Below are 24,812 nucleotides of genomic sequence, written 5' to 3' on the forward strand. Positions count from 1 at the left end.
CACACGAGGGATACGCATGCGCAAGAAACGGAGTGTCACCGCGGCCAGAGCCAGGCATGCTTGAACACAGTCACTGCCAGCACAGAGCCATAGACATGACCCTCCCCGTAGCTTGCCCGACAGCTCGGCCCACTCACCTGGAAGTGGTGACCGAGGCCTGTCGCTATATCGAAACCCAGCCACGGACGCCCAGCCTGCGATCACTGGCGGACCGGGCCAGGCTGAGCCCCTGGCATTTCCAGCGGGTATTCAAGGCCATCACCGGGCTGAGCCCCAAGGCCTACGCGCTCGCCGCCCGGGCCAAGCGGGCGGAAGCCGGGCTTGAAGGCCAAGGAACCATTACCGATGCCTTGTACGAGGCCGGGTTCGGTTCCAATGGACGCTTCTATGAGACGGCTCCGGCGCGCCTTGGGATGACGCCCACCACCCGGCGCCTCGGTGGCGCGGGTGCTGAAATTCATTTTGCGGTCGGTCAATGCAACCTCGGCGCGATCCTGGTAGCGAGGGGGCCAAAAGGCATCTGCGCCATTTTATTGGGCGATGACCCGGAACAATTGCTCAAGCAGTTCCAGGACCGCTTCCCCCAAGCCCACCTCATTGGCGCGGATACGGAGTTCGAGGCCCTGGTAGCCCGGGTCGTAGGCTTTGTCCAGGCGCCAGGCCTGGGCCTGGACTTGCCTTTGGACCTGCAGGGCACGGTCTTCCAGGAGCGTGTATGGCGAGCGCTGCGTGACATAGCCCCTGGGCAGACCGTGAGCTATGCCGAGCTGGCGCGGCGTATTGGCGCACCTACCGCGGTCCGGGCCGTGGCCCGGGCCTGCGCGGCGAACAACCTGGCGGTCGCGATTCCGTGTCACCGAGTGGTGCGCAGCGATGGCGGGCTGTCCGGTTACCGCTGGGGCGTGGAGCGCAAGAAAACCTTGCTGGCCTTGGAACTGGACATCCGTCCCAACTAAACGGGGCGAGCGTAGTCACAAAAAACTCATGCCGTTTCCAAAAGAGCAACCATGAGTTTTATCACTGCTGTCGCGATACTGGGTGCAATCCTGCTGTTGCTGGCGCTGGCTTCAGCCTACCTGCGCTGGCTGCCCGTCACCACCTCCGCCGTCTGCCTGTTGCTTGGCTTGGGAATCGGTCCGGCTGGCCTGGCCTTCGTCGATCTGGACATTCGCCACTCCAGCCATTGGCTGGAGCGGTTGACTGAGGTCGCCGTGCTGTTCTCGCTCTTCGGCACGGGTATCAAGCTGCGACTTTCCTTTGGCCGTAGCGCCTGGCGTTGCGCGTACCTGCTGGCCGGGCCAGTGATGGTGGTGTCGATTCTGGGAATGGCTGCCCTGGCCCACTATGCTCTCGGACTTGACTGGGGCCTGGCTATGTTGCTGGGAGCCATGCTTGCGCCCACGGATCCAGTTCTGGCCAACATGGTGCAAGTCAATAGCGCCCAGGACTTCGACCGGGTCCGCTTCGGCTTGTCCGGCGAGGCCGGGCTCAACGATGGCACTGCATTTCCCTTCGTGCTGTTCGGACTGCTGCTGATCGAGCACGGTAGCCTGGACAGCGCCTGGGTTACTCACTGGGCGATCAAGGATGTGCTTTGGGCGGTGAGCGCGGGGCTGCTGATTGGCTACGGCCTGGGCCGGCTGGTGGGCCAGGTGATGATCTTTCTGCGCGTCCGTCACCAGGACAGCACGCTTTCGCCCAATGATTTCCTGGCTTTAGCCCTGATTGCCCTCGCCTATGCCTTGGCCGATGCGATGGGCGCCTTCGGTTTCCTGGCGGTGTTCGCCGCAGGCCTGGGATTGCGCCAGGCCGAAGTGCGCTCAACCGGGTCAGAGGTGCCATCAGAGCACCTGACCCAACCGGTGATCGGTCACCACCATCTGCCACCGGAGCGCGCGATCGCTGCCTCATTGGATGAACTGGAACCGCCTCAATTGGCGGCAGGGGTGATGATGGGAGACATGATGGCCTTTGGCAGCCTGGTTGAACGGGCCATGGAGGTATTGCTCATCACCCTGCTCGGGGCGCTGCTCTGGGGGAACTGGGACTGGCGCGGCGTCAGTCTTGGGCTGGCGCTATTCTGTATCATCCGCCCCCTGGCGGTATGGGCCTTCGGCGGTGGCCGGGCGCTGCTCAGTCGACATCAGCGCGTATTGCTGGGCTGGTTCGGCATCCGCGGGATTGGCTCACTGTATTACCTGTGCTTCGTTCTGGAACACGGCCTGCCCAAAGAAATGGCCCAGACCTGCATCAGCATCACCCTGACGGTCGTCGCCTTGAGCATCCTGCTGCACGGCGTCAGCACCCAGCCATTGCTGGAGCACTATGAGCGACGCAGCAGCAGGTCAGCCGACTGACTGTGGAGTCTTTTACCCTTGGTTCCTGGTAGTCAGTAGCGCCTCCAAATCATCGTAGCCCGGGGCAAGGCGAAAACGCGGCAGATCCAGATAGGGGCTGAAATCCTCATCACCATAGCCTGCTACCCAAGCGCCAGCCGCCAGGCCTGCCTCAACGCCCGCATGGCTGTCGTCGACCAGCAGGCAGTCTTCCACCGGCAGGCCCAGGGTCTGCGCCGCGGCCAGGATCAACCCAGGGTCCGGCTTCCAGGCACCTACTTCATAAGCGCTGACGATACGTTCCTGGAAATACCCGATCAGGCCTGCTGCGCTCAGGCAGGTTTCTATCTTGTTGCGCGGCCCGTTGGACGCCACGCAGCGCGGCAGCGGGGATCGGGCCAGGAAGGCCTCGACGCCCGGCATGGGTTGCATGCCTTGGGCGAACAGTTCCAGGCTCTTGACCCTGAACTCATGCATGAAGGGTTCAGGATCCAGCCAGGGGTATCGAGCCGCCAGGCGAGCGGTGAACACCGCGAACTGCACGCCGCGAAAGCGGGCCAACACCTCGCTGTGAGGCAGATCGATATCACACTCACGGAGCAGCCTTTGAAGCACAGTGGCCGCGAGCCGCTCGCTATCGACCAGGGTGCCGTCCGAATCGAAAATGATGCCTTGGATATTCAAGTGAGGGGCCTCTCCAATGGGCTGGCTTGCTCTGACAGCGAGTTTGCCTTGAGGTGCCCAGGGTCGTACAGCCTAGGCCTAGTGGAAATCGCGGCTGCGCACGTCTAGCCCACTGAGCAGGGCGGTCATGTCGACCAGGTGGCGTGCCACCAGATGGCACACCTCCCCTTGCCGCTCCAGACGCCCTTGTACCTGCAGCAGGCGCGCGCCGACCAGGGCCTTGCGCTGGCGTTCGGCCAGGTCACGCCAGACGATCACATTGACCATGCCGAACTCGTCTTCAAGGGTAACGAAGGTGACCCCGCTGGCCGTCGAGGGGCGCTGCCGGCTGGTCACTAGCCCCGTTACACTGATGGCGCGGCCATGAGCGATGGCGGCAAGCTCTCGGGAACTGCGGCAACGCCACTTAGCCAGGGCGCGACGCAGCAATGCCAAAGGATGGCTGCCCAGGGTGGTGCCCAAGGTGGCGTAATCGGCGAGCAGGTCTTCACCCACCGTGGGAACAGGTAGATCAACCTCGGCTTCGGCTGGCGCTTCGAGGCCCTCGAACAACGGTAGCTGGCGCTCCACGCTGGCCACCTCCCAACGGGCGCGGTGACGATGCCCGGCCAGGGCTTGCAAGGCGCCGGCGTCGGCCAGGCATTCACGAGCGCGAGCATCCAGGCGCGCGCGCTGGACCAGATCCAGCACACTGAGAAAAGGCCCCGCCTGCCTTGACGCGCCAATGCGAAGCGCCACGTCCTGATGTAGCCCGCGCACCATGCGCAGGCCCATGCGGATGGCAGGCTGAGCCTTGCCACTGGGCTCCAGGGAGCAATCCCAATCGCTATGTCGCACGTCCACAGGCCGTACCTCGATACCATGACGGCGGGCATCCTGTAGCACCTGGTCCGGGCTGTAAAAGCCCATGGGCCAGCTGTTGACCAAAGCGCAGGCGAAAGCCGCGGGTTCATGACACTTCAGCCAACTGCTGGCATAGGTCAGCAAGGCGAAGCTTGCCGCGTGGGATTCGGGGAAGCCGTAACTGCCGAAGCCCTTGATCTGCTCGAAGATGCGCTGGGCGAAAGCCTCGCTGTAGCCGTTCCTGAGCATGCCCTCGCGCAACCGACGCTGGTGCGGGTCCAGCCCGCCGTGCCGTTTCCACGCCGCCATGGAGCGGCGCAGCTGGTCGGCTTCGCCGGGGGTATAGTCGGCCGCCACCATGGCCAGTTGCATGACCTGCTCCTGGAACAAGGGCACGCCCAGGGTGCGCTTGAACACCGCCTCGAGTTCCGGCGAGGGATAGCTGACTTCCTCTTCGTTGTTGCGCCGCCTCAGGTAGGGGTGGACCATGTCACCCTGGATCGGCCCAGGGCGAACGATGGCTACCTCGATCACCAGGTCATAGAAGTTGCGTGGCCTGAGGCGGGGCAGCATGGCCATCTGTGCTCGAGATTCGATCTGGAACACGCCCACGGTGTCGGCCCTGCCGATCATTTCGTAGGTGGCCGCGCAGTCGGCCGGCACGCTGGCCAGGTCCAGGCGCCGCCCTCGATAGCGCTCGACCAGATCGAAGCACCTGCGCAGCGCGCTGAGCATGCCAAGGGCCAGGAGATCCACCTTGAGCAGGCCGACCATGTCCAGGTCGTCCTTGTCCCACTGGATCACGGTACGGTCGTCCATGGCGGCATTTTCCACCGGCACCAGTGTCTGCAAGGGGTGTTCGGAAATGACGAAGCCGCCAGGGTGTTGCGACAGGTGCCGGGGGAAGCCGATGAGCTCACCGGTCAAGGTCAATACACGATGCAGCAGAGGGCTTTGCGGGTCGAAGCCGGCCTCCCGCAGCCGCTGCGCATCCGGCAACTGGTCACTATGGCGACCGACACATTCTGCCAGGGCGCCGACCTGGTCGGGCGCCAGGCCCAGGGCCTTGGCCACGTCGCGAATGGCGCCCGCGGCCCGGTAGGTGCTCGCGATGGCCGTCAGGGCAGCACGATGACGACCGTAACGCTCGAACACATACTGGATGACTTCTTCCCGTCGCTCATGCTCGAAATCCACATCGATGTCGGGAGGCTCGTTGCGCTCCTTGGAGATGAAGCGCTCGAACAACATGCTGGTGCGAGCCGGGTCGATGGCGGTGATACCCAAGGCGAAGCAAACGGCGGAGTTGGCCGCCGACCCCCGCCCTTGACAGAGAATGTGCCGGCGCCGGGCGAAATCGACGATGTCGTGTACCGTGAGGAAGTAGGATTCGTAGCCCAGCTCGAGAATGATGGCCAGCTCGCGCTCGATCATGGCCTCGACCTGAACGGGCACCCCACTCGGCCAGCGTTGTGCGGCGCCCCTGCGGGTCAGCTCGCGTAGCCAGGCGCCAGCTGTATGCCCCTGGGGCACCAGTTCGCGAGGGTAGTGATAGCGCAGCTGACCAAGGTCGAACTTGCAGCGCCGGGCTATCTGCAGGGTCTCGGCCAGCAGGGCCGGTGGGTAGAGTTCGGCCAGTTGAGAGAGGCTACGCAGGTGCCGCTCGCCATTGGGGAACAGCCACCTGCCCGCTTCAGCCACGCGGCAATGATTGCGAATCGCTGTGAGGGTGTCCTGGAGGGCGCGGCGGCCCCGGGCATGCATATGCACATCGCCCGTGGCTACACAGGACACGCCCAAGCGTTGCGCCACCGCTTGCAGCTGAGCCAGGCGACGGGCATCGTTCTCCCCTCGGTGCAACTCCACTGCCACCCAGAAACGGCCAGCGAACCGCGAAGCCAGCCACTGACCCTGCGCCAGCGTGGCCTGAGGGTCAGGCAGCCAAAGCGCCAGCAGGCCGCTCGAGGTCGCGGCCTGGAAATCCTCCGCCAGCGACTGGTAACAGCCCTTGGGCGCGCGGCGCCGCGCCAGGGTGATCAAATGGCACATGGCCTGATAGCCCGCCAGGTTCTCGGCCAGGAGCACGACCCGCGGGCCCGCCTGGATCTGAATCTCGGTGCCGACCAGCAAGGGCAAGCCATGCTCCTTCGACGCCTGCCAGGCCCTGACAATGCCCGCCAGGGTGCACTCGTCCGTGATGGCCAGGGCGCTGTAGCCGTGCCGGCTGGCGCGGGCGAACAGCTCCGCGGCCGAGGACGCGCCGCGCTGGAAGCTGAAGCTGGAGAGGCAATGCAGCTCGGCGTAGGCGTTCATCCGAACCACCCTTGCAACCAGAGCGCGTCATCGCCAACGCTACGGTAGACCCAGGCCTGGCGCCCAGTGGGGGAGCGAAGACGGAAGTAATCCCGGCGTACATCCGCGCCATCCCACCATCCACTTTCTATGCGTTCCGGACCGGCCAGGCATTTCCAGCTGCCGGGCTCCAGTGACTCGGGCTCGGCCAGCAGCCAGCCGGGACGTAGCGGCACGCGCTCGGTCATCGAGCCCGGGCCAGGCTGTTCGTGCAGCCCCCAGGCACACTCTGGGCGGTGGTCGGCCTGGGCACGCAGGCACATGACCGCTTCATCACCCAGACGAGCCCGCAGGCGTTCGCGTAACTGTTCCCAGCCCTGCCCGGCCGCGGCCCGGGCCTCGAACAGGCCTTGGACCGTGGGCATATAGGCGGGCAAGTCCTCGGCCAGCAAACGCAGATTGCGTACCGGGCGTGTTACCAGTACCGGCTCCAGGCGCCCCCGGGCCAGCTCGAACAGCAGGCTCGGATCCCGCTCCGGCGTCAGCAGGCCAACCGGCACCTGGGTATCTTCTCCTTCGGCATGCTCCATATGGAGCACGAAGCGCTGAACGCCCCCGTCCCGGCCTACCAGGTAAAGGCTGAGGTCGCTGATCAGGCGGCGCAGCGGAAAGAGCAAGGCCTGGGCCGATTCAACGTCGAAGTTGAGTTCGATGCGGCTGTCGAAGCGCTCCGGCGGCGAGAAAAACATAAGGGGTAGCCGAGCCCGACCCAGCAGACAATCGAGCTGACGCAGCAGGTCCGGGGCGAAACGCCTGCCGAGGGCGGCCCGCTCCAGCCGCAACAGTTGACCGACCTGTCGCAGCCCCATGCGATGCAGCGAAACCACCTGCTCGCGAGTGAGCCCGATACGGTCCACAGGCATCCGCGCCAGCACTTCCTGGAGCTCGTTCGCGCAGGTGACGGCAAGGGCATCGTGAACGTTGGCCAGCATTCGTGCCGCTACCGCGTTGGGCGCCAGGACGATGCGATGGGTGAACCCCATGGCCTGGAGTTCGTTGCGCAGGCGCGCCTCGAACGCAGGCCAGGGGCCGAACAGGCTCATCACCGAAGCCACTTCGAGCAGGAGGGCTCTAGGGTAGTGACGACTCACCTGGGCACTGAACCCATAGGCCCAGGCTGCCAGCAGTTGCTCGGCCTGCTCCACCTGGGCCGGGTCGTATTCCCTCGCTATGAACCCTTGGGTCAGGGCGTGCGCGGTGCCGAGGCCCTGGCCGGGACGCAACCCCAGGGCGCGGGCCGGCCCGTTGACGGCACGCAATCGTCGCCGCTGGGCCGGGCCGCCGACCAGCACAAGCGGTTGAGCGGGATCGGGTTGCTGGCGCATGGCCACGTCCAGCGCCAATTGGGGAAAAAGGATGCAGGCCCAGAGCATGGCGACCTCAAGGGTTGGCCGACCACGTCACCGGGCGGGCTGGAGGGAGGCCGCCACGGCATTTAAGGATGTTCCAGCCTGCCGGTTCAACCGACAGCGCGATGCGCAGGGCCGCGGGTGACGGATTACTCGCCGCCTGGCTGCCACGCAAGGCGAAACCAAGCGCCTGACCGGCTTCGGCAGCTACTTGCAACCGACGCAGGACGCGGTCGTCCACAGTGCCGGGCCAGCAGACCACGGCCGCGCAGCTGCCCGAACGCAGGCATTGTTCAGCCGCCCAGAGCGCGTCCTTGCCCTCGGCACGGACCCAGGTCAGCCACTGCAGGTCCACCCCGGCGGCCTGCCAGGCCGGTGGGTAGGGAATGAAGGGCGGGCCAACCAGCACCACATGCTGCTGCCCCTGGGTCAGCCGGGCCAGGGTTGGCCAAAGCAAATGCAATTCACCACTTCCGTCGGCGGGCAGCAGGATTTCACTCAGGGCCGCGGGGGGCCAGCCGCCGAGGGGCAAGGCCTGGTCCAGGCCTCGATGGCCTGTGGGTTGGGTAACCTGCGCGGGCAGATCATCGGCGATAGCCCGCCCCTTCCACACCCGGCGCGAGTCAAGCAAACCTTCGAGGCTGACCACCGCCGCGCTCATCGCCGCACCAGCCCGCAGAAGATACCCTCGATGGCCAGGTCCCGGTCCTTGCCCACCTCAATGGGTGCATAGGCAGGGTTGCGTGGTAGCAGCCGTACCCCACCGGCGCCCTGCTCGAAACGCTTGATGGTTACCTCGCCATCCAGTCGCGCGACCACGATCTGCCCATTGCGTGCCTCCGGCAAGCGCTGCACGCCCACGAGGTCACCATCAAGAATGCCATCCTCGAGCATCGAATCCCCCTGCACCTCGAGCAAGTAGTCCGGCACCCGCGAGAACAGCCTCACGTCCAGCACAAGATGGTCATGAACCCCAACGTCCGGGTGAATCGGGGCACCTGCAGCCACGCGCCCCATCAGGGGCACCTGTACCAACCCGGCCTTGCCGGCCTGGTCAAGCAAGCGGATGCCCCGGGCCTGATGGGGCTGCACCTCGATATATCCGGCCTCGGCCAGCGCTTGGATATGCTTGCGGGCCACGCTACGAGACGCAAAGCCAAAGGCCTCGCTGATCTGAGCCAGGCTCGGCGGCTGGCCGTGCAGGGAGATCCGCTCACGGATGAACGAGAGGATGGCACGGCGTCTAGGGGTAAGGGGTAAAGTCTCCATGGAGTACATTTGTACTCCAGCTGATTATCTTTGACCAGCCCTTTCGCTCGATCGATGCAATTGCGAGGGCCGCGCCTGGCCCAGGATGATGGCTGCTGGCGCGCTAGCGCGTCGCCCCTGGCATAGACAGGGAAGCCGGGGAAGCAATGAGCGCTGCCCCACCGAACGGCGGACGTAGAGCTGTCGCAACAGCGGTATGGGCAGCCCGCTGACCTGCTGTAGCCAATGTACCTGTTCCACGTTGCCGGGCTGCCCTTCCAGGGCGCGGCGCAATTGCGGCGCCCGATGCATCTCGGTGGGATGACAGTGCGCGAGGAAGCTCTGCAAGCGCGCGCCACGGTCACGGAAAGGGTCGTGCAACAGGCAGCTCAGCTGAGTCTCGGTCAATCCCAACTTCTCGACCGCATGCTGGCCCAGGCGCTGCGCCTGCAGGGTGCTGCCAGCCTCGCCAAGGTAGTGCGCCCTGAGAAATCCAAGTGTACGCACGGGCACCCCCTCCAGGCGCAGGCGTTCCAGGCGCGGACGAAGGTGCGCGGCCAATCCGCTCTGGTAATCCTGGCCACGATGATGGGCCGCCAGGCCTGCCAGATGCGCTTCGAGCAAGGGGTCCGCGCAGCCGGGCAAGCCAGTGGCCGCGCCAAGCGGATCCACATGCATGCCCAATCCCTGCATGGCCAACTGCCAACGCCGCTTGGTACTGGTTGGCAAGATCGGATGAAGATCCATAAAGGGCAACAAGGGTTGACCCCGCGCCACGCTTGGCCCTTCGCCATTGCCCGCCAGGTACGGCAGCCAGCCGAGGCCCGGTGGCACCGCGACCGCGGCCCGCCCTCGCCCCGCTCTGACTTGCCGGCGTGCCCGTGCCAGCGCTCGCCAGGCCACAGATGGCGCCAGCGCGCCGACCAACTGGTCATGTCCGGGACGCTCAAGTGCGCGCAACGCCAGCTGGGCCAGGGCCCGCAGGCAGCCCGGCGCCAGCCCCTTGTCGTGTTCTGCCCGCGCCTCCCAGAGGCCCGCCAGTAACCCTTCGTTGGTATCTGGCGTTATTGCTGGGGCGGGCCTGATCGTATCGTACGGCTGCAGCTCTCCAGGCGTGCCCAGTAGCAGCTCGACCCGAGGGTCTTCGGTCATGAACAGGGCGCCAAGGGCGCGCCTGACGTTTTCGTGGTCCGCCTGGGCGATGCCGGATGCGCCTGGAATGATCACGCGCAAGGAAAAGGTCTCGCCCAGGCTGCCGGCCACCAGCAACTGGCTGACCCTGAGCAAGGCCATGGCCAGCAAGCTGTCGCGATCGGCGCCACACACTAGCGCCGGCCGCCATTGGGGCGAGGCCTGGTACTGACGGCCCAGGCGCTCGGCCAGGTTCATCAGGGCGTGTCGCTCACCAGGGGTATGAAGGCTCAGCAGACGCTGCAATACCTGTCGGTAGATGCTGTTCAGGGCTTGCTCGTGCATTTCGCTCATGATTTCTTCCTCGCATCCTGGCGCGGACCAGGGTCGGCGCGAAGAATACTCATGGCAAGATGGCAGGGCACCCTTGGCGGCAGGCGAAACGCTGACAGAGGATTCTGATTGAGAAGTAGGAAAATACCCGAAACCGGCGCAAGCCCCGGAAGACCAAGGCTTGCACCCAAGCATGACCCCGCGCCCTAGGCGTTGAGCTCCAGAACGGCCCGGCCGCTGCAGGGACAGTCATCCATGTAGCGATGCGCTTCCACGAATTGCTCGAAGGGGAAGACCTTGATGGCCTGTGGTGATAGCACCCGATCGGCGGTCAGCTGATTGATGTTGGTCAGGGCCACGCGCACCGCCTGTTCGTCCGGATGAATGCCCAGTTCCGGCTTGCCAGTGAAGTTGCCCAGGCAATGCACATGGAACTGGATGTTCTTCTGGAAGGCCGCGCAGGCCGGGAATGGCGTCTGGTTGCCGCCTTGCAGCCCATAGAGCACCAGCGCGCCCCGGGGAGCGAGCACATCGCCGAGCACCGACATCTGAGGGCCGCCAAGCCCATCGAAGACCATGTTCACGCCCTTGCCATCGGTGTATTTGTTCACCTGCAGCACCAGGTCCTGCTCTTCGGTCACTATGACCTTGTCCGCGCCCAGCTCAGTGACGGCCGCGCGTTGCGCCTCGTCACGGGTGGCAGCGATGACCCTCACGCCCAACGCCTTGCCCATCTGCACGAAGGCGGGGCCGGCGCAATGGCTGGCGTCGGTGATCAACGCGCTCTGGCCAGGCTGCACGCGGGCCAGGTTAACGTAGGCGAACCAGGCCATCAGCAACGGCGTGTAATGCACTGCCGCCTGGGCTGGAGTGAGAATATCCGGATAACGGGTCAGGGCCGCCGCCGGCATGATGACTTCCTCGGCGCACGCCGGGTAGTCATTGGCGCTGGCCGCAGGAAAGCTGGCGACGCGGTCGCCCGCCTTGAACGCCTCGACCCCGGTGCCCACCGCGGTGACGATACCGGCCATTTCCTGGCCGATGCCCGCCGGCAAGCGTGCCTGGGAGGGGGCCAGGTTCTGCCGCCAGAGCACATCGAACCAGGAAATGCCGATGGCCGCGACGCGCACCTGCACCTCACCGGGCCCTGGCTGCCTCGTCTCGTGCGTTTCGCACTTGAGCACCTCGGCCGGGCCGAACCTGTGAAAACGGATTGTGCGGGACATCGCTAACCTCGTCTGATCACTTCTATTACCCCGTAGGTTATCCGGGCATTGACCGCATCACCACCGAGGGAAATTGATAGTCAACATGCCTGTTATTGATCGCCAATTCAATGCGGCCGGTCAGGATTTAATAATTGCCGTGCAGGCTGGGGCTCGATACCCGTAATATGCCTGCGCCCGACCTCCTGCCCGAGCGATCGAGATGAATCGTAACGACCTTCGCCGCGTCGATCTGAATCTACTGATTGTCTTTGAGACCCTGATGCACGAGCGCAGTGTCACTCGCGCCGCGGAAAAACTTTTCCTCGGACAACCGGCCATCAGCGCCGCATTGTCGCGCCTGCGCAATCTGTTCGACGACCCCTTGTTCGTGCGTACCGGTCGCAGCATGGAGCCCACGGCCAGGGCCACGGAAATCTTCGCCCTCCTGTCCCCTGCCCTGGATTCGATTTCCACGGCGGTCAGCCGCGCCGCCGAATTCGATCCTGCCACCAGTACCGCGGTGTTCCGGATCGGCCTCTCGGATGACGTGGAGTTCGCCTTGCTGCCGTCATTGCTCAAGCGCCTGCGCGCCGAAGCTCCCGGTATCGTACTGGTGGTGCGCCGGGTCAACTACATCCTGATTCCCGCGCTCCTGGCCTCGGGCGAGATTTCGGTTGGCGTGAGCTATACCAGCGAGTTGCCGGCCAATGCCAAGCGCAAGGTATTGCGCCGCAGCCGTCCCAGGTTGCTGCGCGCCGACAGCATGCCAGGCAACATGAGCCTCGACGACTTCTGTGCCCGGCCCCATGCCTTGGTTTCCTATGCCGGCGACCTGAGCGGCTTTATCGATACCACCCTGGAAAAACTTGGGCGCAAACGCCATGTGGTGCTGGCCGTGCCCCAGTTCAATGGCCTGGGCACCTTGCTGGCCGGCACCGACATTGTCGCCACCGTACCGGACTACACCGCCGATGCCCTGACCGCGGCCGGCGGCTTGCGCGCCGAGGAACTTCCCCTGGACATCGAAACCTTCGAGCTGCACATGGCCTGGCGCGGCGCGCAAGACAACGACCCCAGCGAGCGTTGGCTGCGTTCGCGGCTGCAGATGTTCTTTGGCGATCCGGACAGTCTTTAAGCGTCGTCGAGCAGATTGTCCAACTGATCACTTCCGTCTTTTCAACGACCGTGGAGCTCCATTCACTTTCAATGGATTGCTACTGGTGCCGACAAGGCTTGGGTTACAGCAAAGGCGCTGCGGTGAATATTGAAACACACACAACGCAGGCTTCAACTTCTGGTAACAGAGGTACGGACGCCATGGCACCGCCCAGCCGCGCGCTCAAGGTGTTCTGGGTCACCCTGCTTATGCCTGCTCAGCGTAGAGCCGAATTGAGCTGGCAAGGATAATTCCTTACCATTTGCCGGCATATTCAAGAATCTCATGCCTGCCATCCACGAAATCGTCACTTTGACCTCGAAGAGGCAGGTCACATTGCCCAAATCCGTTCGCCAGCTACTGGGCATTGACACAGGTGGCAAGATTGCATTCGACGTACGCGGGGGTGTAATCGTGGTCAGCCGCGTGGAAACCGCCCACGAAGATCCTGCTATCGGTGCGTTCCTGGGTTTGCTGGAGGCTGATATCCGAGGCGGCCGCAACCTCTCCACTCTGAGCAGAACGATCCGCAAGGTTTTGAGAGCAACGCCAACGTCAAGCTGTTTCGGGCATTGAGCCATCTGATCATGGAGGCTGTGCCAGCCGACCCAGGCCGTGATGAGTTCCGCCAAGGCAATACGTTGGGCACCGCCTACAGACATTGGCGCCGCGCAAAAATTGGCAGACGCTTTCGGCTGTTCTTTCGCTACGACTCAAGGTCCAAGGTCATCGTCTATGCAGGGGTCAACGACGAAAATACCCTGCGGTCCGCAGGCAGCAAATCCGATCCCTATGCCGTATTAGAGAAGATGCCGGTGAGGTCATATGAAGCCAGCCCCAGGATTGGAGCATCAGCCATGACGGGCTGATCAGACTGGCCGATGTCATCGGCGTACAGTGCTTCGAGCGATAGATCCACTGATCCAGGAGGTTCACTTCGCGCCGCCGGTGAGCTCCCGCCGATCGCTGAACCATCCCAGACCCGGTCAGTCCGACTATCAGGACCGTTAACCGACCGCTTTGGAGAGCTTGGCCGATGGCAACACAGGATTTCCGGCCTCGGGATGAGCAGGTCACGGCCGCGGATGTGCTTCCGGAACAAGCCCCGCCCGTGCATGCCCTGCACATTCTCACCGTCAATACCCACAAGGGCTTCAGCCCATTGAACCGGCGCTTCGTGCTGCCCGAGCTGCGCGAAGCCGTGCGCGCGACGTCCGCGGACGTAGTATTCCTGCAAGAAGTGCTAGGCGTGCACCGGCGTCATGGCGAGCGCTATGACAACTGGAGCGATGTCCCTCAATATGAATTCCTGGCAGATAGCATCTGGCCAGTTTTCGCCTACGGACGTAACGCCGTGTACCCCGATGGCGAGCATGGCAATGCCCTGCTTTCCAAGTTTCCTATCCTTCATCACAAAAACCATGACGTCAGCGTCGCCGGGCAGGAAGAGCGCGGCTTGCTGCACTCGGTGCTGGCGGTGCCCGGGCATGAACAGGTGCATACCATCTGTGTTCACCTGGGCCTTCGCGAAAGCCAACGCCAGCGACAATTGCAACTGCTCTGCGAATTGCTGGACAGCCTGCCGGCCGATGAGCCAGTGATCGTGGCTGGCGATTTCAATGACTGGCGTCAGCAAGCCGACAGGGTGCTTGCCAGCCGCGGTTTGCTCGAAGCCTTCGCCCAGGCCCATAGCGCGCCTGCGCGGAGTTTCCCCGCCCGCTTTCCCCTGCTGCGCCTGGACCGCGTCTATCTGCGCAATGCCACAGCCCACGCCCCCTTGGCACTGTCGCGCAAACCCTGGTCGCATCTGTCCGACCATGTCCCCCTGGCCGTGGAGGTACGCTTGTGAGCGAACATTGGCGCGACAACAACGCCATCGCCTTATTGATCAATGGCGAGGAATTCTACGCCAGCGTATTCGAGGCCATCGCCCAGGCCCGCGAAGAAGTGCTGATCGAGACCTTCATCCTGCGCGATGACAAGGTGGGCAGCCAACTGCAAGAGGTACTCACCGCAGCCGCCGCCCGCGGGGTACGGGTGGAAGTGCTGGTGGATGGATATGGCAGCGCCGAACTGTCGCCGCAGACGTTGCATGACCTGTCCGTGGCGGGAGTCCGGGTACTGGCATTCGACCCGAGCAAGCCGATGCTGGGCATGCGTACCAACCTGTTCCGCCGGCTGCATCGCAAGATCGTGGTGGTGGACGGTGAGATCGGCTTCGTTGGCGGGATCAACTTTTGCGCTGACCATCTGGGCGATTTCGGCCCCATGGCCAAACAGGACTATGCCGTCCAGGTACGTGGGCCGATCGTGGCAGACTTGCACCGCGCCTCGTTGGCATTGATGGACCAGACCAGCCGGGTCAAGCGCGAGCCCAAGCCCTGGCTTACCGAGCGGGTACCGCTGCAACCCGACAGCGCCCGGGCGCGGATGCTGCTCAGTATCCGCGACAACAACGAGCATACCAATGACATCGAGGCCCATTACCTGAAGGCCATCGAGGGCGCCCGCGAGCGAGTCCTGATCGCCAACGCCTATTTCTTCCCCGGGTATCGCCTGCTGCGGGCCTTGCGCAACGCCGCGCGCCGCGGTGTAAAGGTGACACTGATCCTGCAGGGCATGCCGGACATGCCCCTGGTTCGCTTGTGTTCCCGGCTGCTCTACAACTATTTGCTACGCGACGGCGTGGTCATCCGTGAATACACCACTCGCCCGCTTCACGGCAAGGTCGCCCTGGTCGATCAACGCTGGTCCACCGTAGGCTCCAGTAACCTGGACCCCTTGAGCCTGTCGTTGAACCTGGAAGCGAACCTGGTCATCGACGACGCTGCGTTCAATGAACGGCTCTACGATCACCTCAGCCAGCTGGCTGAACAGGAATGCAAAAGCATCACTCTGCAACGCGTGTTGCGTGGTTACTGGTGGCGAGCACCGCTGATCTTCCTAAGCTTCCACTTCCTGCGCCATTTCCCGGCCTGGATCGGCCTCTTACCTGCCCATTCACCACGGCTCAAGCCTTGGACGACCGTCAACGAGACGGCCGAGCCCGGCAACGCCCTCAACCCTGGGAAAAGCCTATGAACCGCCCCGTGGATCCAGCCGCCGAGGCCAGCAACCCAGGCGGTCAACGCAAGCCACGCTCGAAGAAATGGTTATGGGCCAAGCGGCTGATGACCTGGAGTTGTTTCATTCTGGTGCCCGTACTGCTGTTCATGCTCGTACGCAACCTGGACTGGGCGGAGGTCACCCATGCGTTGCGCTCATACAAGCTCAGTACACTGCTGATTGGGGGTGGCCTGGCTTTACTCAGCTACCTGGTGTTCAGTTCCTACGACCTGATCTCGCGTCGCTATACAGGGCATCGCCTGCCTACCAGCAAGGTCTTGCCCTTGGCCTTCGTTTGCTACGCCTTCAACCTCAACCTCAGTTCCTGGGTGGGTGGGATCGCCCTGCGCTACCGCCTCTATGGCAAGCTGGGCCTGAGCGTAACCACCATCACCAAGATTCTCAGCCTGGGCCTGATCACCAACTGGCTTGGCTATCTGCTGCTAGGCGGCGTGGTATTCGCCATGGGCCTGCCTGCCCTGCCTGATAGCGTGAAGATAGGTACCACCGGGCTGCGCCTGATCGGCGTAGCGATGGTCTTGGCCGGTTGCGCCTACCTGCTGGCCTGTCGCTTTTCCAAGCGTCGGACCTGGCGCGTGCGCAACCAGGAAATCACCCTTCCGTCCTTCCGCCTGGCCGCGCTGCAGGCAGCGACCGGCGCCTGCAACTGGGCGCTGATGGGCGCATTGATCTTCACGCTGCTCCCAGAAAAGGTCGATTACCTGACGGTGTTGGCCATTCTGCTGATCAGCAGTATCGCAGGCGTGATCACACACATTCCCGCGGGGCTGGGAGTACTGGAAACCATCTTCATTTCGCTGCTGCAGGGGCAATATTCCAAGGGGGCCTTGCTGGCCGCGCTGATTGCCTATCGGGCGTTGTACTTCCTGCTTCCATTGGCCATCGCCTGCCTGCTTTACCTGGTGCTGGAGCGCAAGACCGCAAAGGGCAAAGACCAGGTTTCCACGGCCCAACCCCAACAGGCACGCGACAACGAGCCCGCAGCGAAAAGCACCGATACCAAGCGCTATCCTGCGGCCGGATGACCCAGCAGTTGACTGACACGTCGCCCGAGCTCTTCCAGGGAAAAGGGCTTGGTCAGCGTGTCCATCCCTTGATCCCGACCGCCCTGCGGCCTCTCGGGCTGCTGGGCATAACCGGTGATGAACAGCACGGGCAGGCCAGGGCGTAGGCTGCGTGCGGCCTGCGCCACTTGACGACCGTCGAGCCCGCCCGGCAATCCTATGTCTGTGACAAGAATGTCTATAGTCGCGGGGCGCCGAAGTTCATCCAACGCCGCCGCGCCATCCGCCGCGCACACCACCTGGTAGCCGAGTCCTCGCAGGGTTTCAGCGAGCAACGAACGGATCTCGGCTTCATCGTCAACCAGAAGTACGGTTTCCGAGGCCTGAGCAGGTTGCGCGGGCGAGCTTGGAACCTCGGCGGGTGCTACCCCCGCCGCGGCAACCCTGGGCAAATAGATATCGACGCTGGTTCCCTGGCCAGGTATGGACTGGATGCGCACAGTCCCGCCGGATTGCCGGGCGAAGCCGTAGACCATCGAAAGCCCGAGCCCTGTGCCCTGGCCCATGGGCTTGGTGGTATAGAAGGGGTCGAATACGCGGGCAAGCACTTCGGGCCCCATGCCGGTGCCCGAATCGGTGACCCGGATCACTACATAGGCACCTGGCGCCAGGGCCTCGCCACCGGTTGCCTCGGCTCGTTGCTCGTGAAGCGCACAGCCGAGCCTGAGACTACCACCCCCTGGCATGGCATCCCGGGCATTGATGCACAGGTTCAACAGGGCGCTTTCCAGCTGGTTCGGATCGGCCATCACGCACCAGGCCGGATTGCCGAGCTCCCAGATACAGTGGATGCTCGGCCCCAAGGTTTGCTGTATCAAGGCTTCCAGCCCTTCGATCAATGCCGCCACCGGTACCGGCCTGGCATCCAGGGTCTGTCGCCTGGCAAAGGCCAGTAGCCGGTGGGTCAGTACCGCGGCCCTTTCGGCGGCGCCACGGGCCGAAGCGATGTAGCGTTCCAGTTGCTCCGTACGGCCCTGTTCGAGACGCCTGCTCATCAATTCCAGGCTGCCAGATATAGCGGTGAGCAGGTTATTGAAGTCGTGGGCCAATCCGCCAGTGAGCTGCCCCACCGCCTCCATCTTCTGGCTGTGGCGCAATAGTTCTTCGGTCTGTTCCAGCGCGGCGGCGCGCTCGCGCTCAACCGTCACGTCGCGGCCTACCGCATTGTAAAAGCCTCCCCCAGGCACGGCTGCCCAGTTGATCCAGCGGTACCCGCCACGCTTGTGTCGCAAGCGACGGTCCATGTCGCGAAGCGTCTGGCCTTGCGCCAATGCCTGCGCGGCCCGCTGGCATACCGGCACGTCATCGGGATGCAGATAATCGAGGATGCTGCTGCCAAGCAACTCTGCCTCGGTGCGGCCCAATACCGTCTCCCAGGCCGGATTCGCTGCGGTTATCACCAGGTCAGCCTGGGTTACCAGCATGATGTCGGTGGAAAGCTGCCATAGCCGATTACGGTCGGCCGTACGCTCCGCTATCTCCCGCTCGAACTGGCTGGCCAATGCCTTGAGGTCGCGCTCGGCCTGGACCCGAGCCGTGGTTTCCAGCACGGTGCCCAGCACGGCTACCACCTGGCCCTGGGCATCCCGTTGCGGGCTGAAGGAGAAGGTATACCAGGCGGGTTCCCGGTGCCCATTGCGCTCGGCCGGCAGGCAATGGTCCTCATCCTGGCAGGCCAGCCCGGCGAAAGCGCGAGCGACCATGGGCGCCAGGCGGGGCCCTGCGTGTGGCCATAAGGCCTCGAAGGGTTGCCCCACCACGGGCGCGCCCTGGTGCAAAAGACCGGCGAAGGCATCGTTGTAGAACGTGTGTTGGGCCTCGCTCCAGATAAGACACTGCGGGAAGCGCGATTCGAGGATGGAGAACAGCCCGTGCTTGAGGCAATCCGGCCAGTCCTGCCAACGCCCCAAGGGGCTGTCTTGCCATGGATAGCTACGAATCCGGTCGCTCATCGCACCTTGCGAATAAGGGAAGGACAACATCTTTGACTGGAGCATCGGCTAGGCCTTGAGCACAACGACAGGGCCATTCTTGACCAACCAGCCGGCAACCGCAATCAAACGGATCCGTTCCCTGTCGCAAGTCAATAAATCTCCCAACGTCAGGCGTATTCCTTCAAAGCATCTCGTGCTTTCCCATGGCGACAATCGCCCACCAGGCCTCTTCGGGGCAAGGGCCCGTCTCTAGGCTGCGTCATATCAACGGCAGCTGAGGATGGACATGCTCATGACAGGCCCACATCGTTCTACAGGCGCGGCGCTGGCCTGGTCGCTTGGCGCGGCGGCCGTGCCGCTCATTGCAGGCTTCGGACTGACCTGGGCGATGGTCGACGACGCTTTGCGTAAACAGAACATCACCATCGGCCAGGCCGCGGTCACCAGTATCGACCGGGTACTGGACGAAGTCACAGGTACTTCCGAGGCCCTGGTGCCTTTACTGGGGCAGCGCTGTGAAACGGTCCTGCCCAGGCTGCGCGCCGTCGTCAGTGAAAACCCCTGGGTACGCTCCGCCAGTCTACTGTACAAGGGCAAACCCTATTGCCACAGCGTCAGCGGCACTACTGGCGCGCCTGCCGGGCCGAACCGCTCCGTGCCGGGTAATCTCCGCGCCTCGACCCTGACACTCCAGCATCCGGAGAACCGCGTCCAGGACCATGGCACCCTGCGCTCGCTCCATGACGATGGCACCCATGGCGTGGAGGTGCTGATAGACAACCGCGTACTGGTGGATCGACTGGACCTTCTCAGCGGCAGCACGGATGTAGCCATGAACGTCAATGGCATGTACCTCTGGGATGACGGCTCACTGCTGAGAGGGGAGCTTCGCCAGAACCCCCGCTACCGGGCGCAGACCCTGTCGGCCCGCTATGACTATGCCATGCACAGCAGTGTATCGGCCGAGGACCTGGTGAACCTGCTCACCGGCAAGCTGACCACGGTGCTCGGTACCCTGATGATGGGGTCCATATTGAGCGGCGGGCTGTGTCACTGGCTGCTGACACGGCCACGACGCGAACTCTGAGCGTTAGGCCAGGAGGCAGCTGTCACCCTGCTGCCTCAACCCTTCATGATGTTTGCAGAACGCCTCTACGAACCTGGTCTCGCTCGATGGATTCGAACAAGGCCTTGAAGTTGCCCTCTCCGAAACCTTCATCACCCTTTCGCTGGATGAATTCGAAGAACACAGGCCCAAGCAGGGTTTCGGAAAATATCTGCAAGAGCAGGCGCTTGTCGCCGGCCTCACTGGCACCGTCCAGCAGGATGCCGCGGCTGCGCAGCGCTTCGGTGGGCTCGCCGTGACCAGGTACGCGCTCCTCGAGCATTTCATAATAGGTAGCCGGAGGCGCCGTCATGAACCGCATGCCCAAGGCCTTCAGTGCGTCCCAGGTCGCGATGAGATCGTCGGTGAGGAAGGCCACATGCTGAATACCCTCACCATTGAACTTCATGAGGAACTCTTCGATCTGCCCTGCGCCCTTGGAGGACTCTTCGTTCAGCGGAATGCGGATAAGCCCGTCGGGCGCGGTCATGGCCCTGGAGGTCAGCCCGGTATACTCGCCGGTGATGTCGAAGTAGCGGATCTCGCGGAAGTTGAACAGCTTCTCGTAGAAGCCGGCCCAGTAACTCATCCGCCCGCGATACACGTTGTGGGTCAGATGGTCGATGATTTTCAGGCCCGCTCCGCGCGGATGCCGGTCTACCCCTTCCAGGAACACGAAGTCGATATCGTAGATGGAGCTGCCTTCCCCGAAGCGGTCGATCAGGTACAGGGGCGCGCCGCCAATGCCCTTGATCGCAGGCAGCCGCAACTCCATCGGCCCGGTGGGGATCTCGATCGGCTGGGCTCCAAGCTCCAGCGCCCTGGCATAGGCCTGCTGGGCATTGGCTACCCGGAACGCCATGCCGCAAGCCGAAGGCCCATGCTCGGCGGCGAAGTAGGAAGCCACGCTCTGTGGTTCGCTGTTGAGGATGAGGTTGATCTCGCCCTGGCGATACAGGCGGACCTGCTTGGAACGATGGTTGGCCACATGTGTAAAGCCCATCATGGCGAAAACGGGCTCCAGCACGTCCGGAGTGGGTGAAGCGAACTCGATGAACTCGAAGCCTTGCAGGCCCATGGGGTTTTCAAAGATATCAGGCATGATCGAACGCTCGTAGTAAATGGAATGAACCGGTACTCAACGAGCATCGAAAGGTGGCGCGCCAGGCAGCCCGCGGGTACTTCGCGACAGGTGGTCGCCCAGCAGCAACTGGAAACCGAATGAGTGCATCCGAGGGCCTCCGCCTGGCCTTATTGTTTTATGCGTAATTGGATTCTACTTACCGTAATCCGCTTTGTCCTCGTAATTTTCTCCTCAAATGCAGCGCTCCGCCAAATAGTGACGCTTGCCCATCGGTTCCGCTGTCGATGCGCGGGGCTGGGAATGCAAGGGCGCACAGCGCCCAAGCACTTTCGTCAACATACGTCTATCATGCCGCCAGCCCAGGGCTACGACGCGACCAGCGCCAGCCCACTGCCTTGACTGGAGCCTGCCATGCCGCTTCGCCGCAAGCCTCACCTATCCATTGGCCACTGGCTAGGCCTGGCCGCAATCGCCCTCCTGCCGCTGGCTGCCGGCCTCCCCTTGCTCGGTTGGCAGGCAGAACGCAATCTTGCCAGCCAGTCGAGGTTTCAAGCCGCCCAGGCCGTGGCTGCATTGGAGCGGGTACTGGACAACGCGGCCGCCGCCGCGCAGGCACTGGCGGCCCTTCCTGGCCAGCCGTGCGAGCAGGCGGTGCTGGAACTGCGACGTCAGGTGACCGGCAACCCCTACGTGCGCAGTACCGCGCTTGCCACCCCCGACGCCGTGTATTGCACTTCATTGCAGGGCCCTTACAGCGAAGCCCTGGCCGCTGGCGATTTCGTGGCTGGTCGCTTGCGCTTGTTCGCCGCCGACCGGGTGACCCCGGGCCGTGCGTTGCTGGTCTATCGCCATCCCACCACCCAGGGTTCGGCTCTGGCCACCGTGGATGCCGAGCACCTGGGCAACGCCCTGGCCGTTGCCGAGCCGGGTAGCCAGTTGATCCTGAAAGTAGGCCCGGCCTGGCTGAAGGCGGATGGCAGGGTAGCAGCCAACGAGCCACCCCGCTTCGAGGTGGGCGCCAGCATGGCGGCGTCCACGCGTTATCCGTTTTCCATCCTCAGTGGTTACCCGCGGTCCGCCACCGAGCGGCAGTGGCTCAGGGACGCACCCATCCTGGCACTGCTGGGGCTGTTGGGCCTGACAGCGGCGCTGGGCACGTACTGGCAGCGGCAACGCGCGGGTTCGCAGCGCCAGGAGCTGGAACGCGCCTTGGCCGCTGGCGAGTTCATTCCTTTCTTCCAGCCCATCGTTGCCAGCGACGACGGACGTTGCACAGGCCTGGAGGTGTTGATGCGGTGGCAGCATCCGGAAGATGGACTCATCCGGCCAGACCTGTTCATCCCTTACGCCGAAGGCTGCGGCCTGATCGTGCCCATGACCCGTGACCTGCTGCGCCAGACGGCTGCGATCCTGGCACCGCAGGTTCCCTGCCTGGAGGCTGGCTTCCATGTGGGGGTCAACCTCACGGCCGCCCATTGCGAGGCGCCTACCCTGGTCGAGGACTGCCGTGAGTTCCTTGAGCAGTTTCCCAAGGGCCATGTGCAATTGGTACTTGAACTGACCGAGCGTGAACTGATCGTGCCTACCGCGCAAACCCTGGAGCGGCTGGCCGCGGTGCGAGAGCTGGGTGTGAAGATCGCTCTGGATGACTTTGGCACCGGGCATTCCAGCCTGGCCTATCTACAGCAGTTCCAGGTCGACTACCTGAAGATCGACCAGCGCTTCGTGGCGATGATCGACACCGAGGCGCTTAGCCGACATATCGTGGACAGCGTCATCGCCCTGTGCGCGAAACTGGGGCTGGACGTGGTTGCCGAAGGCGTCGAGACCGCAGCCCAGCAAGCCTACCTGGCCAGCCATGGCGTGGCTTACCTGCAAGGCTACCTGTTCGCCCGGCCCATGCACGCCGATGCATTCATCGACTATATAAGCAATGCCCGCCCGGAGGCCAAGCAACTGGCATCCTGCGCCGCGCTAGGGTAACGTGCCGGCCCCGCCGCGCCCTGATCTTAGCCAATAGAGGTTTTTGTGTTCCGAGGCATCGCTGCATCCGTTCTCGCATCGTCGCTGTTTGCCCTGATGTACTACTACACCTCGTTCCTTCAGCCCTTGACCGGCGAAGAAGTGTTCGGCTGGCGAATGTTGCTGACCCTACCCTGCGTTACTCTGTTCCTGCTGATCACTGGCGACTGGCGGCTGGCCGCGGGTGTACTGCGACGCATCGCCCAGCGACCGGTACGCCTGCTCGGGTCGATGGCCACGTCCGCCCTGATGGGCGTGCAGCTCTGGCTGTTCCTCTGGGCGCCCCTGCACGGCCGCAGCCTGGAAGTCTCCATGGGGTATTTCCTCCTGCCGCTGGCGATGGTGCTGACCGGCAAGCTGCTGTGGGGCGAGTCGCTGTCCCGCCCCCAGAAGATCGCCGTGGCCCTGGCCGCGCTGGGTGTAGGGCATGAGTTGGCGCGCCACGGCAGTTTCGCCTGGGAGACGTTGCTGGTCACCCTGGGCTACCCGGCCTATTTCATTCTGCGGCGGCGCCTGCGTACCGATCACCTCGGCGGCCTGTGGACCGACATGCTGCTGATGGCCCCTGCCGCGCTCTACTTCGTTCGCACCGGCCCGCTCAGCGACGCAGACCTGGCCCAGCACCCAGCGCTCTGGTGGCTGATTCCCGGCCTCGGGATGATCAGCGCGCTGGCCCTGGTCAGCTATGTTCTGGCGAGCCGGCAGTTGCCGTTCAGCCTGTTCGGTCTGCTCAGCTATGTGGAGCCGGTGCTGCTGGTGGCGGTTTCGCTGATGCTTGGCGAAACCATCGCCCCTGAGCAATGGCCCACCTACGCCGCTATCTGGGCGGCGGTAGCCGTATTGGTCATGGCAGGGCTCAGGCATTTGCTCAAGCGAGGCGCGCGTTAGACAACGCGCCACTAGGGCAGTGACCGCGCCAAACCCAACCAGGCGCTCATGGTGACAAAAGCACCCAGGGTGGTCATCACCAGAGTGGCCGCGCACCGCTCTTCCAGACCGAAGCGCTGGCCCACGATGGGATACACGCTCATCATCGGAGCCGCGGCGAGGAACACTCCCGCCAGCGCCAGCTGGGTTTCGACGCCGCCGACGAGCCACATGGCGGCAGCCACCAGTACCGGATGCAACAGCAGCTTGCCGAGACCCACACCGGCTATCTGCCGGAGATGCCCGCCGACCGGTGTGCCGTATAGCACCCCGCCAATGGCCACCAGCGCGACCGGCACCGATGCCTCGGCCAGCAGCTGGATGACGCGCGCCACAGGTGGCGGTACCGACCAGCGGGTAACGGACAGCATCAGGGCCAGCACGATACCGATGATCAGCGGATTACGGCTCAGACGCGCCAGGGTTTCCCCCAGAATACGCCTGGCGCCTCCTCCCTGCCCACGCCCCGCCTCGGCGAGGGCCAGGCCCAGTGGCACCAGCAGCAGGTTCTCCAGCAGCATGGTCAGCGCCAAGGCGACGGCCGCGCCAGGCCCTGCGACCATCAGGGCAACGGGATAGCCGATCACGCCAGTGTTGCCCACGCACAGGCCCAGCCCGGCGATGGCCGCATCCGTCCTGCTGGCGCCGCCGCGCCTGAAGGCGGCCCAGCCAAGCGCGAAACTGAGCAGCGAGGCCAGGGCGTAGGCTGTCAGGTAGCCGGGCTCGAGCACCTGCCCGATCGGGCGTTGCCCCAGAGCCTGAATCAACAGGCAAGGCAGCGCCAGGGTGATCACGAAGGCGCCTAGCCCACGCACCTGTTCGCTACTGACAAGGTCGAACCGGCGCAACAAGTAACCCAGGCCGATCAAAATGAAAATGGGCGAAGTGATCCCCAATACCGCAGCCATGC

The 24,812-nt window shown here is 63.8% G+C and carries 20 protein-coding genes and 1 pseudogene; 11 read left to right on the forward strand and 10 right to left on the reverse strand.

Annotated elements, in window-relative coordinates; translation table 11 throughout:
* Positions 1-95: 95 nt before the first annotated feature.
* Together ACP691_RS08750 and ACP691_RS08755 are read left to right on the forward strand one after the other, a co-directional pair.
* On the forward strand, positions 96-956 hold the full coding sequence (locus ACP691_RS08750) for a bifunctional transcriptional activator/DNA repair enzyme AdaA (RefSeq protein ID WP_426199457.1): 861 nt from the start codon (positions 96-98) through the stop codon (positions 954-956).
* Positions 957-1,007: 51 nt separating this feature from the next.
* Positions 1,008-2,357, forward strand: coding sequence for a cation:proton antiporter (locus tag ACP691_RS08755; protein WP_426199458.1), 1,350 nt, complete (start codon positions 1,008-1,010; stop codon positions 2,355-2,357).
* Positions 2,358-2,369: 12 nt separating this feature from the next.
* Here the strand turns inward: ACP691_RS08755 and ACP691_RS08760 are convergent, their stop codons facing one another.
* The 7 genes from ACP691_RS08760 to ACP691_RS08790 all read right to left on the reverse strand — a co-directional run bounded on the left by ACP691_RS08760 (position 2,370) and on the right by ACP691_RS08790 (position 11,502).
* Complete coding sequence (locus ACP691_RS08760) at positions 2,370-3,020, reverse strand: HAD family hydrolase (protein ID WP_426199460.1); 651 nt, start codon at positions 3,018-3,020, stop codon at positions 2,370-2,372.
* 78 nt (positions 3,021-3,098) lie between these two features.
* Positions 3,099-6,197, reverse strand: coding sequence for an error-prone DNA polymerase (locus ACP691_RS08765; RefSeq protein ID WP_426199664.1), 3,099 nt, complete (start codon positions 6,195-6,197; stop codon positions 3,099-3,101).
* A complete protein-coding gene (locus ACP691_RS08770) occupies positions 6,173-7,588 on the reverse strand; it encodes a Y-family DNA polymerase (RefSeq protein WP_426199462.1) in 1,416 nt (471 codons plus the stop codon). Before ACP691_RS08770 ends, ACP691_RS08765 begins: the two co-directional genes overlap by 25 nt.
* 7 nt (positions 7,589-7,595) lie before the next feature.
* The gene (gene imuA, locus ACP691_RS08775; protein WP_426199463.1) at positions 7,596-8,225 is read right to left on the reverse strand and encodes a translesion DNA synthesis-associated protein ImuA; all 630 of its coding nucleotides are present in this window, start codon (positions 8,223-8,225) and stop codon (positions 7,596-7,598) included.
* The gene (gene lexA, locus ACP691_RS08780) at positions 8,222-8,842 is read right to left on the reverse strand and encodes a transcriptional repressor LexA (protein ID WP_426199465.1); all 621 of its coding nucleotides are present in this window, start codon (positions 8,840-8,842) and stop codon (positions 8,222-8,224) included. The genes imuA and lexA overlap by 4 nt, the downstream gene beginning before the upstream one ends.
* Before the next feature lie 15 nt (positions 8,843-8,857).
* Positions 8,858-10,297: a hypothetical protein gene (locus ACP691_RS08785; protein ID WP_426199466.1), complete on the reverse strand. Its 1,440-nt coding sequence runs from the start codon at positions 10,295-10,297 to the stop codon at positions 8,858-8,860.
* Positions 10,298-10,482: 185 nt separating this feature from the next.
* Entirely contained in the window at positions 10,483-11,502 is a 1,020-nt protein-coding gene (locus ACP691_RS08790; protein ID WP_426199467.1) for a zinc-dependent alcohol dehydrogenase family protein, read from the reverse strand.
* Between the two features lie 202 nt (positions 11,503-11,704).
* On the opposite strand from ACP691_RS08790, the gene ACP691_RS08795 reads away from it, so the two are divergent.
* The 6 genes and pseudogenes from ACP691_RS08795 (at position 11,705) to ACP691_RS08820 (ending at position 16,791) form a co-directional block, all read left to right on the forward strand.
* Positions 11,705-12,619 carry a LysR family transcriptional regulator gene (locus ACP691_RS08795; protein WP_040263358.1) on the forward strand — a complete coding sequence of 305 codons (915 nt, stop codon included), beginning with the start codon at positions 11,705-11,707 and terminating at the stop codon, positions 12,617-12,619.
* 306 nt (positions 12,620-12,925) lie between these two features.
* On the forward strand, positions 12,926-13,216 hold the full coding sequence (locus ACP691_RS08800) for a type II toxin-antitoxin system PrlF family antitoxin (RefSeq protein ID WP_426199468.1): 291 nt from the start codon (positions 12,926-12,928) through the stop codon (positions 13,214-13,216).
* Positions 13,153-13,452: pseudogene (locus ACP691_RS08805) on the forward strand (type II toxin-antitoxin system YhaV family toxin); the annotation flags it as partial. The gene ACP691_RS08800 and the pseudogene ACP691_RS08805, both read left to right, overlap by 64 nt.
* A gap of 224 nt (positions 13,453-13,676) precedes the next feature.
* Positions 13,677-14,489 (forward strand): endonuclease/exonuclease/phosphatase family protein, encoded by an 813-nt coding sequence (locus ACP691_RS08810; RefSeq protein WP_426199470.1) that lies wholly within the window; start codon positions 13,677-13,679, stop codon positions 14,487-14,489.
* Positions 14,486-15,721, forward strand: a complete 1,236-nt coding sequence (clsB, locus tag ACP691_RS08815) for a cardiolipin synthase ClsB (protein ID WP_426199471.1) — start codon at positions 14,486-14,488, stop codon at positions 15,719-15,721. The genes ACP691_RS08810 and clsB overlap by 4 nt, the downstream gene beginning before the upstream one ends.
* The gene (locus tag ACP691_RS08820) at positions 15,718-16,791 is read left to right on the forward strand and encodes a lysylphosphatidylglycerol synthase domain-containing protein (RefSeq protein ID WP_426199473.1); all 1,074 of its coding nucleotides are present in this window, start codon (positions 15,718-15,720) and stop codon (positions 16,789-16,791) included. Before clsB ends, ACP691_RS08820 begins: the two co-directional genes overlap by 4 nt.
* On the opposite strand, the gene ACP691_RS08825 is transcribed toward ACP691_RS08820, so the two are convergent.
* Entirely contained in the window at positions 16,773-18,827 is a 2,055-nt protein-coding gene (locus tag ACP691_RS08825) for a PAS domain-containing protein (RefSeq protein ID WP_426199475.1), read from the reverse strand. The two genes, ACP691_RS08820 and ACP691_RS08825, sit on opposite strands and share 19 nt — an antisense overlap.
* Before the next feature lie 229 nt (positions 18,828-19,056).
* On the opposite strand from ACP691_RS08825, the gene ACP691_RS08830 reads away from it, so the two are divergent.
* Positions 19,057-19,851 carry a CSS-motif domain-containing protein gene (locus ACP691_RS08830; protein WP_426199477.1) on the forward strand — a complete coding sequence of 265 codons (795 nt, stop codon included), beginning with the start codon at positions 19,057-19,059 and terminating at the stop codon, positions 19,849-19,851.
* A gap of 43 nt (positions 19,852-19,894) precedes the next feature.
* Here ACP691_RS08830 and hppD read toward each other — a convergent pair whose 3' ends face one another.
* Entirely contained in the window at positions 19,895-20,971 is a 1,077-nt protein-coding gene (gene hppD / locus ACP691_RS08835; protein ID WP_426199479.1) for a 4-hydroxyphenylpyruvate dioxygenase, read from the reverse strand.
* Positions 20,972-21,364: 393 nt separating this feature from the next.
* Here hppD and ACP691_RS08840 point away from each other — a divergent pair, with 393 nt between their 5' ends.
* Positions 21,365-22,936: an EAL domain-containing protein gene (locus ACP691_RS08840; protein WP_426199480.1), complete on the forward strand. Its 1,572-nt coding sequence runs from the start codon at positions 21,365-21,367 to the stop codon at positions 22,934-22,936.
* Positions 22,937-22,981: 45 nt separating this feature from the next.
* A complete protein-coding gene (rarD, locus tag ACP691_RS08845) occupies positions 22,982-23,863 on the forward strand; it encodes an EamA family transporter RarD (RefSeq protein WP_426199482.1) in 882 nt (293 codons plus the stop codon).
* 11 nt (positions 23,864-23,874) lie between these two features.
* Here rarD and ACP691_RS08850 read toward each other — a convergent pair whose 3' ends face one another.
* A complete protein-coding gene (locus ACP691_RS08850; protein WP_426199484.1) occupies positions 23,875-24,810 on the reverse strand; it encodes an AEC family transporter in 936 nt (311 codons plus the stop codon).
* Between the last annotated feature and the right edge of the window lie 2 nt (positions 24,811-24,812).

Source organism: Pseudomonas sp. DC3200b2, assembly GCF_049895785.1.
GTDB classification, from domain to species: domain Bacteria; phylum Pseudomonadota; class Gammaproteobacteria; order Pseudomonadales; family Pseudomonadaceae; genus Aquipseudomonas; species Aquipseudomonas massiliensis.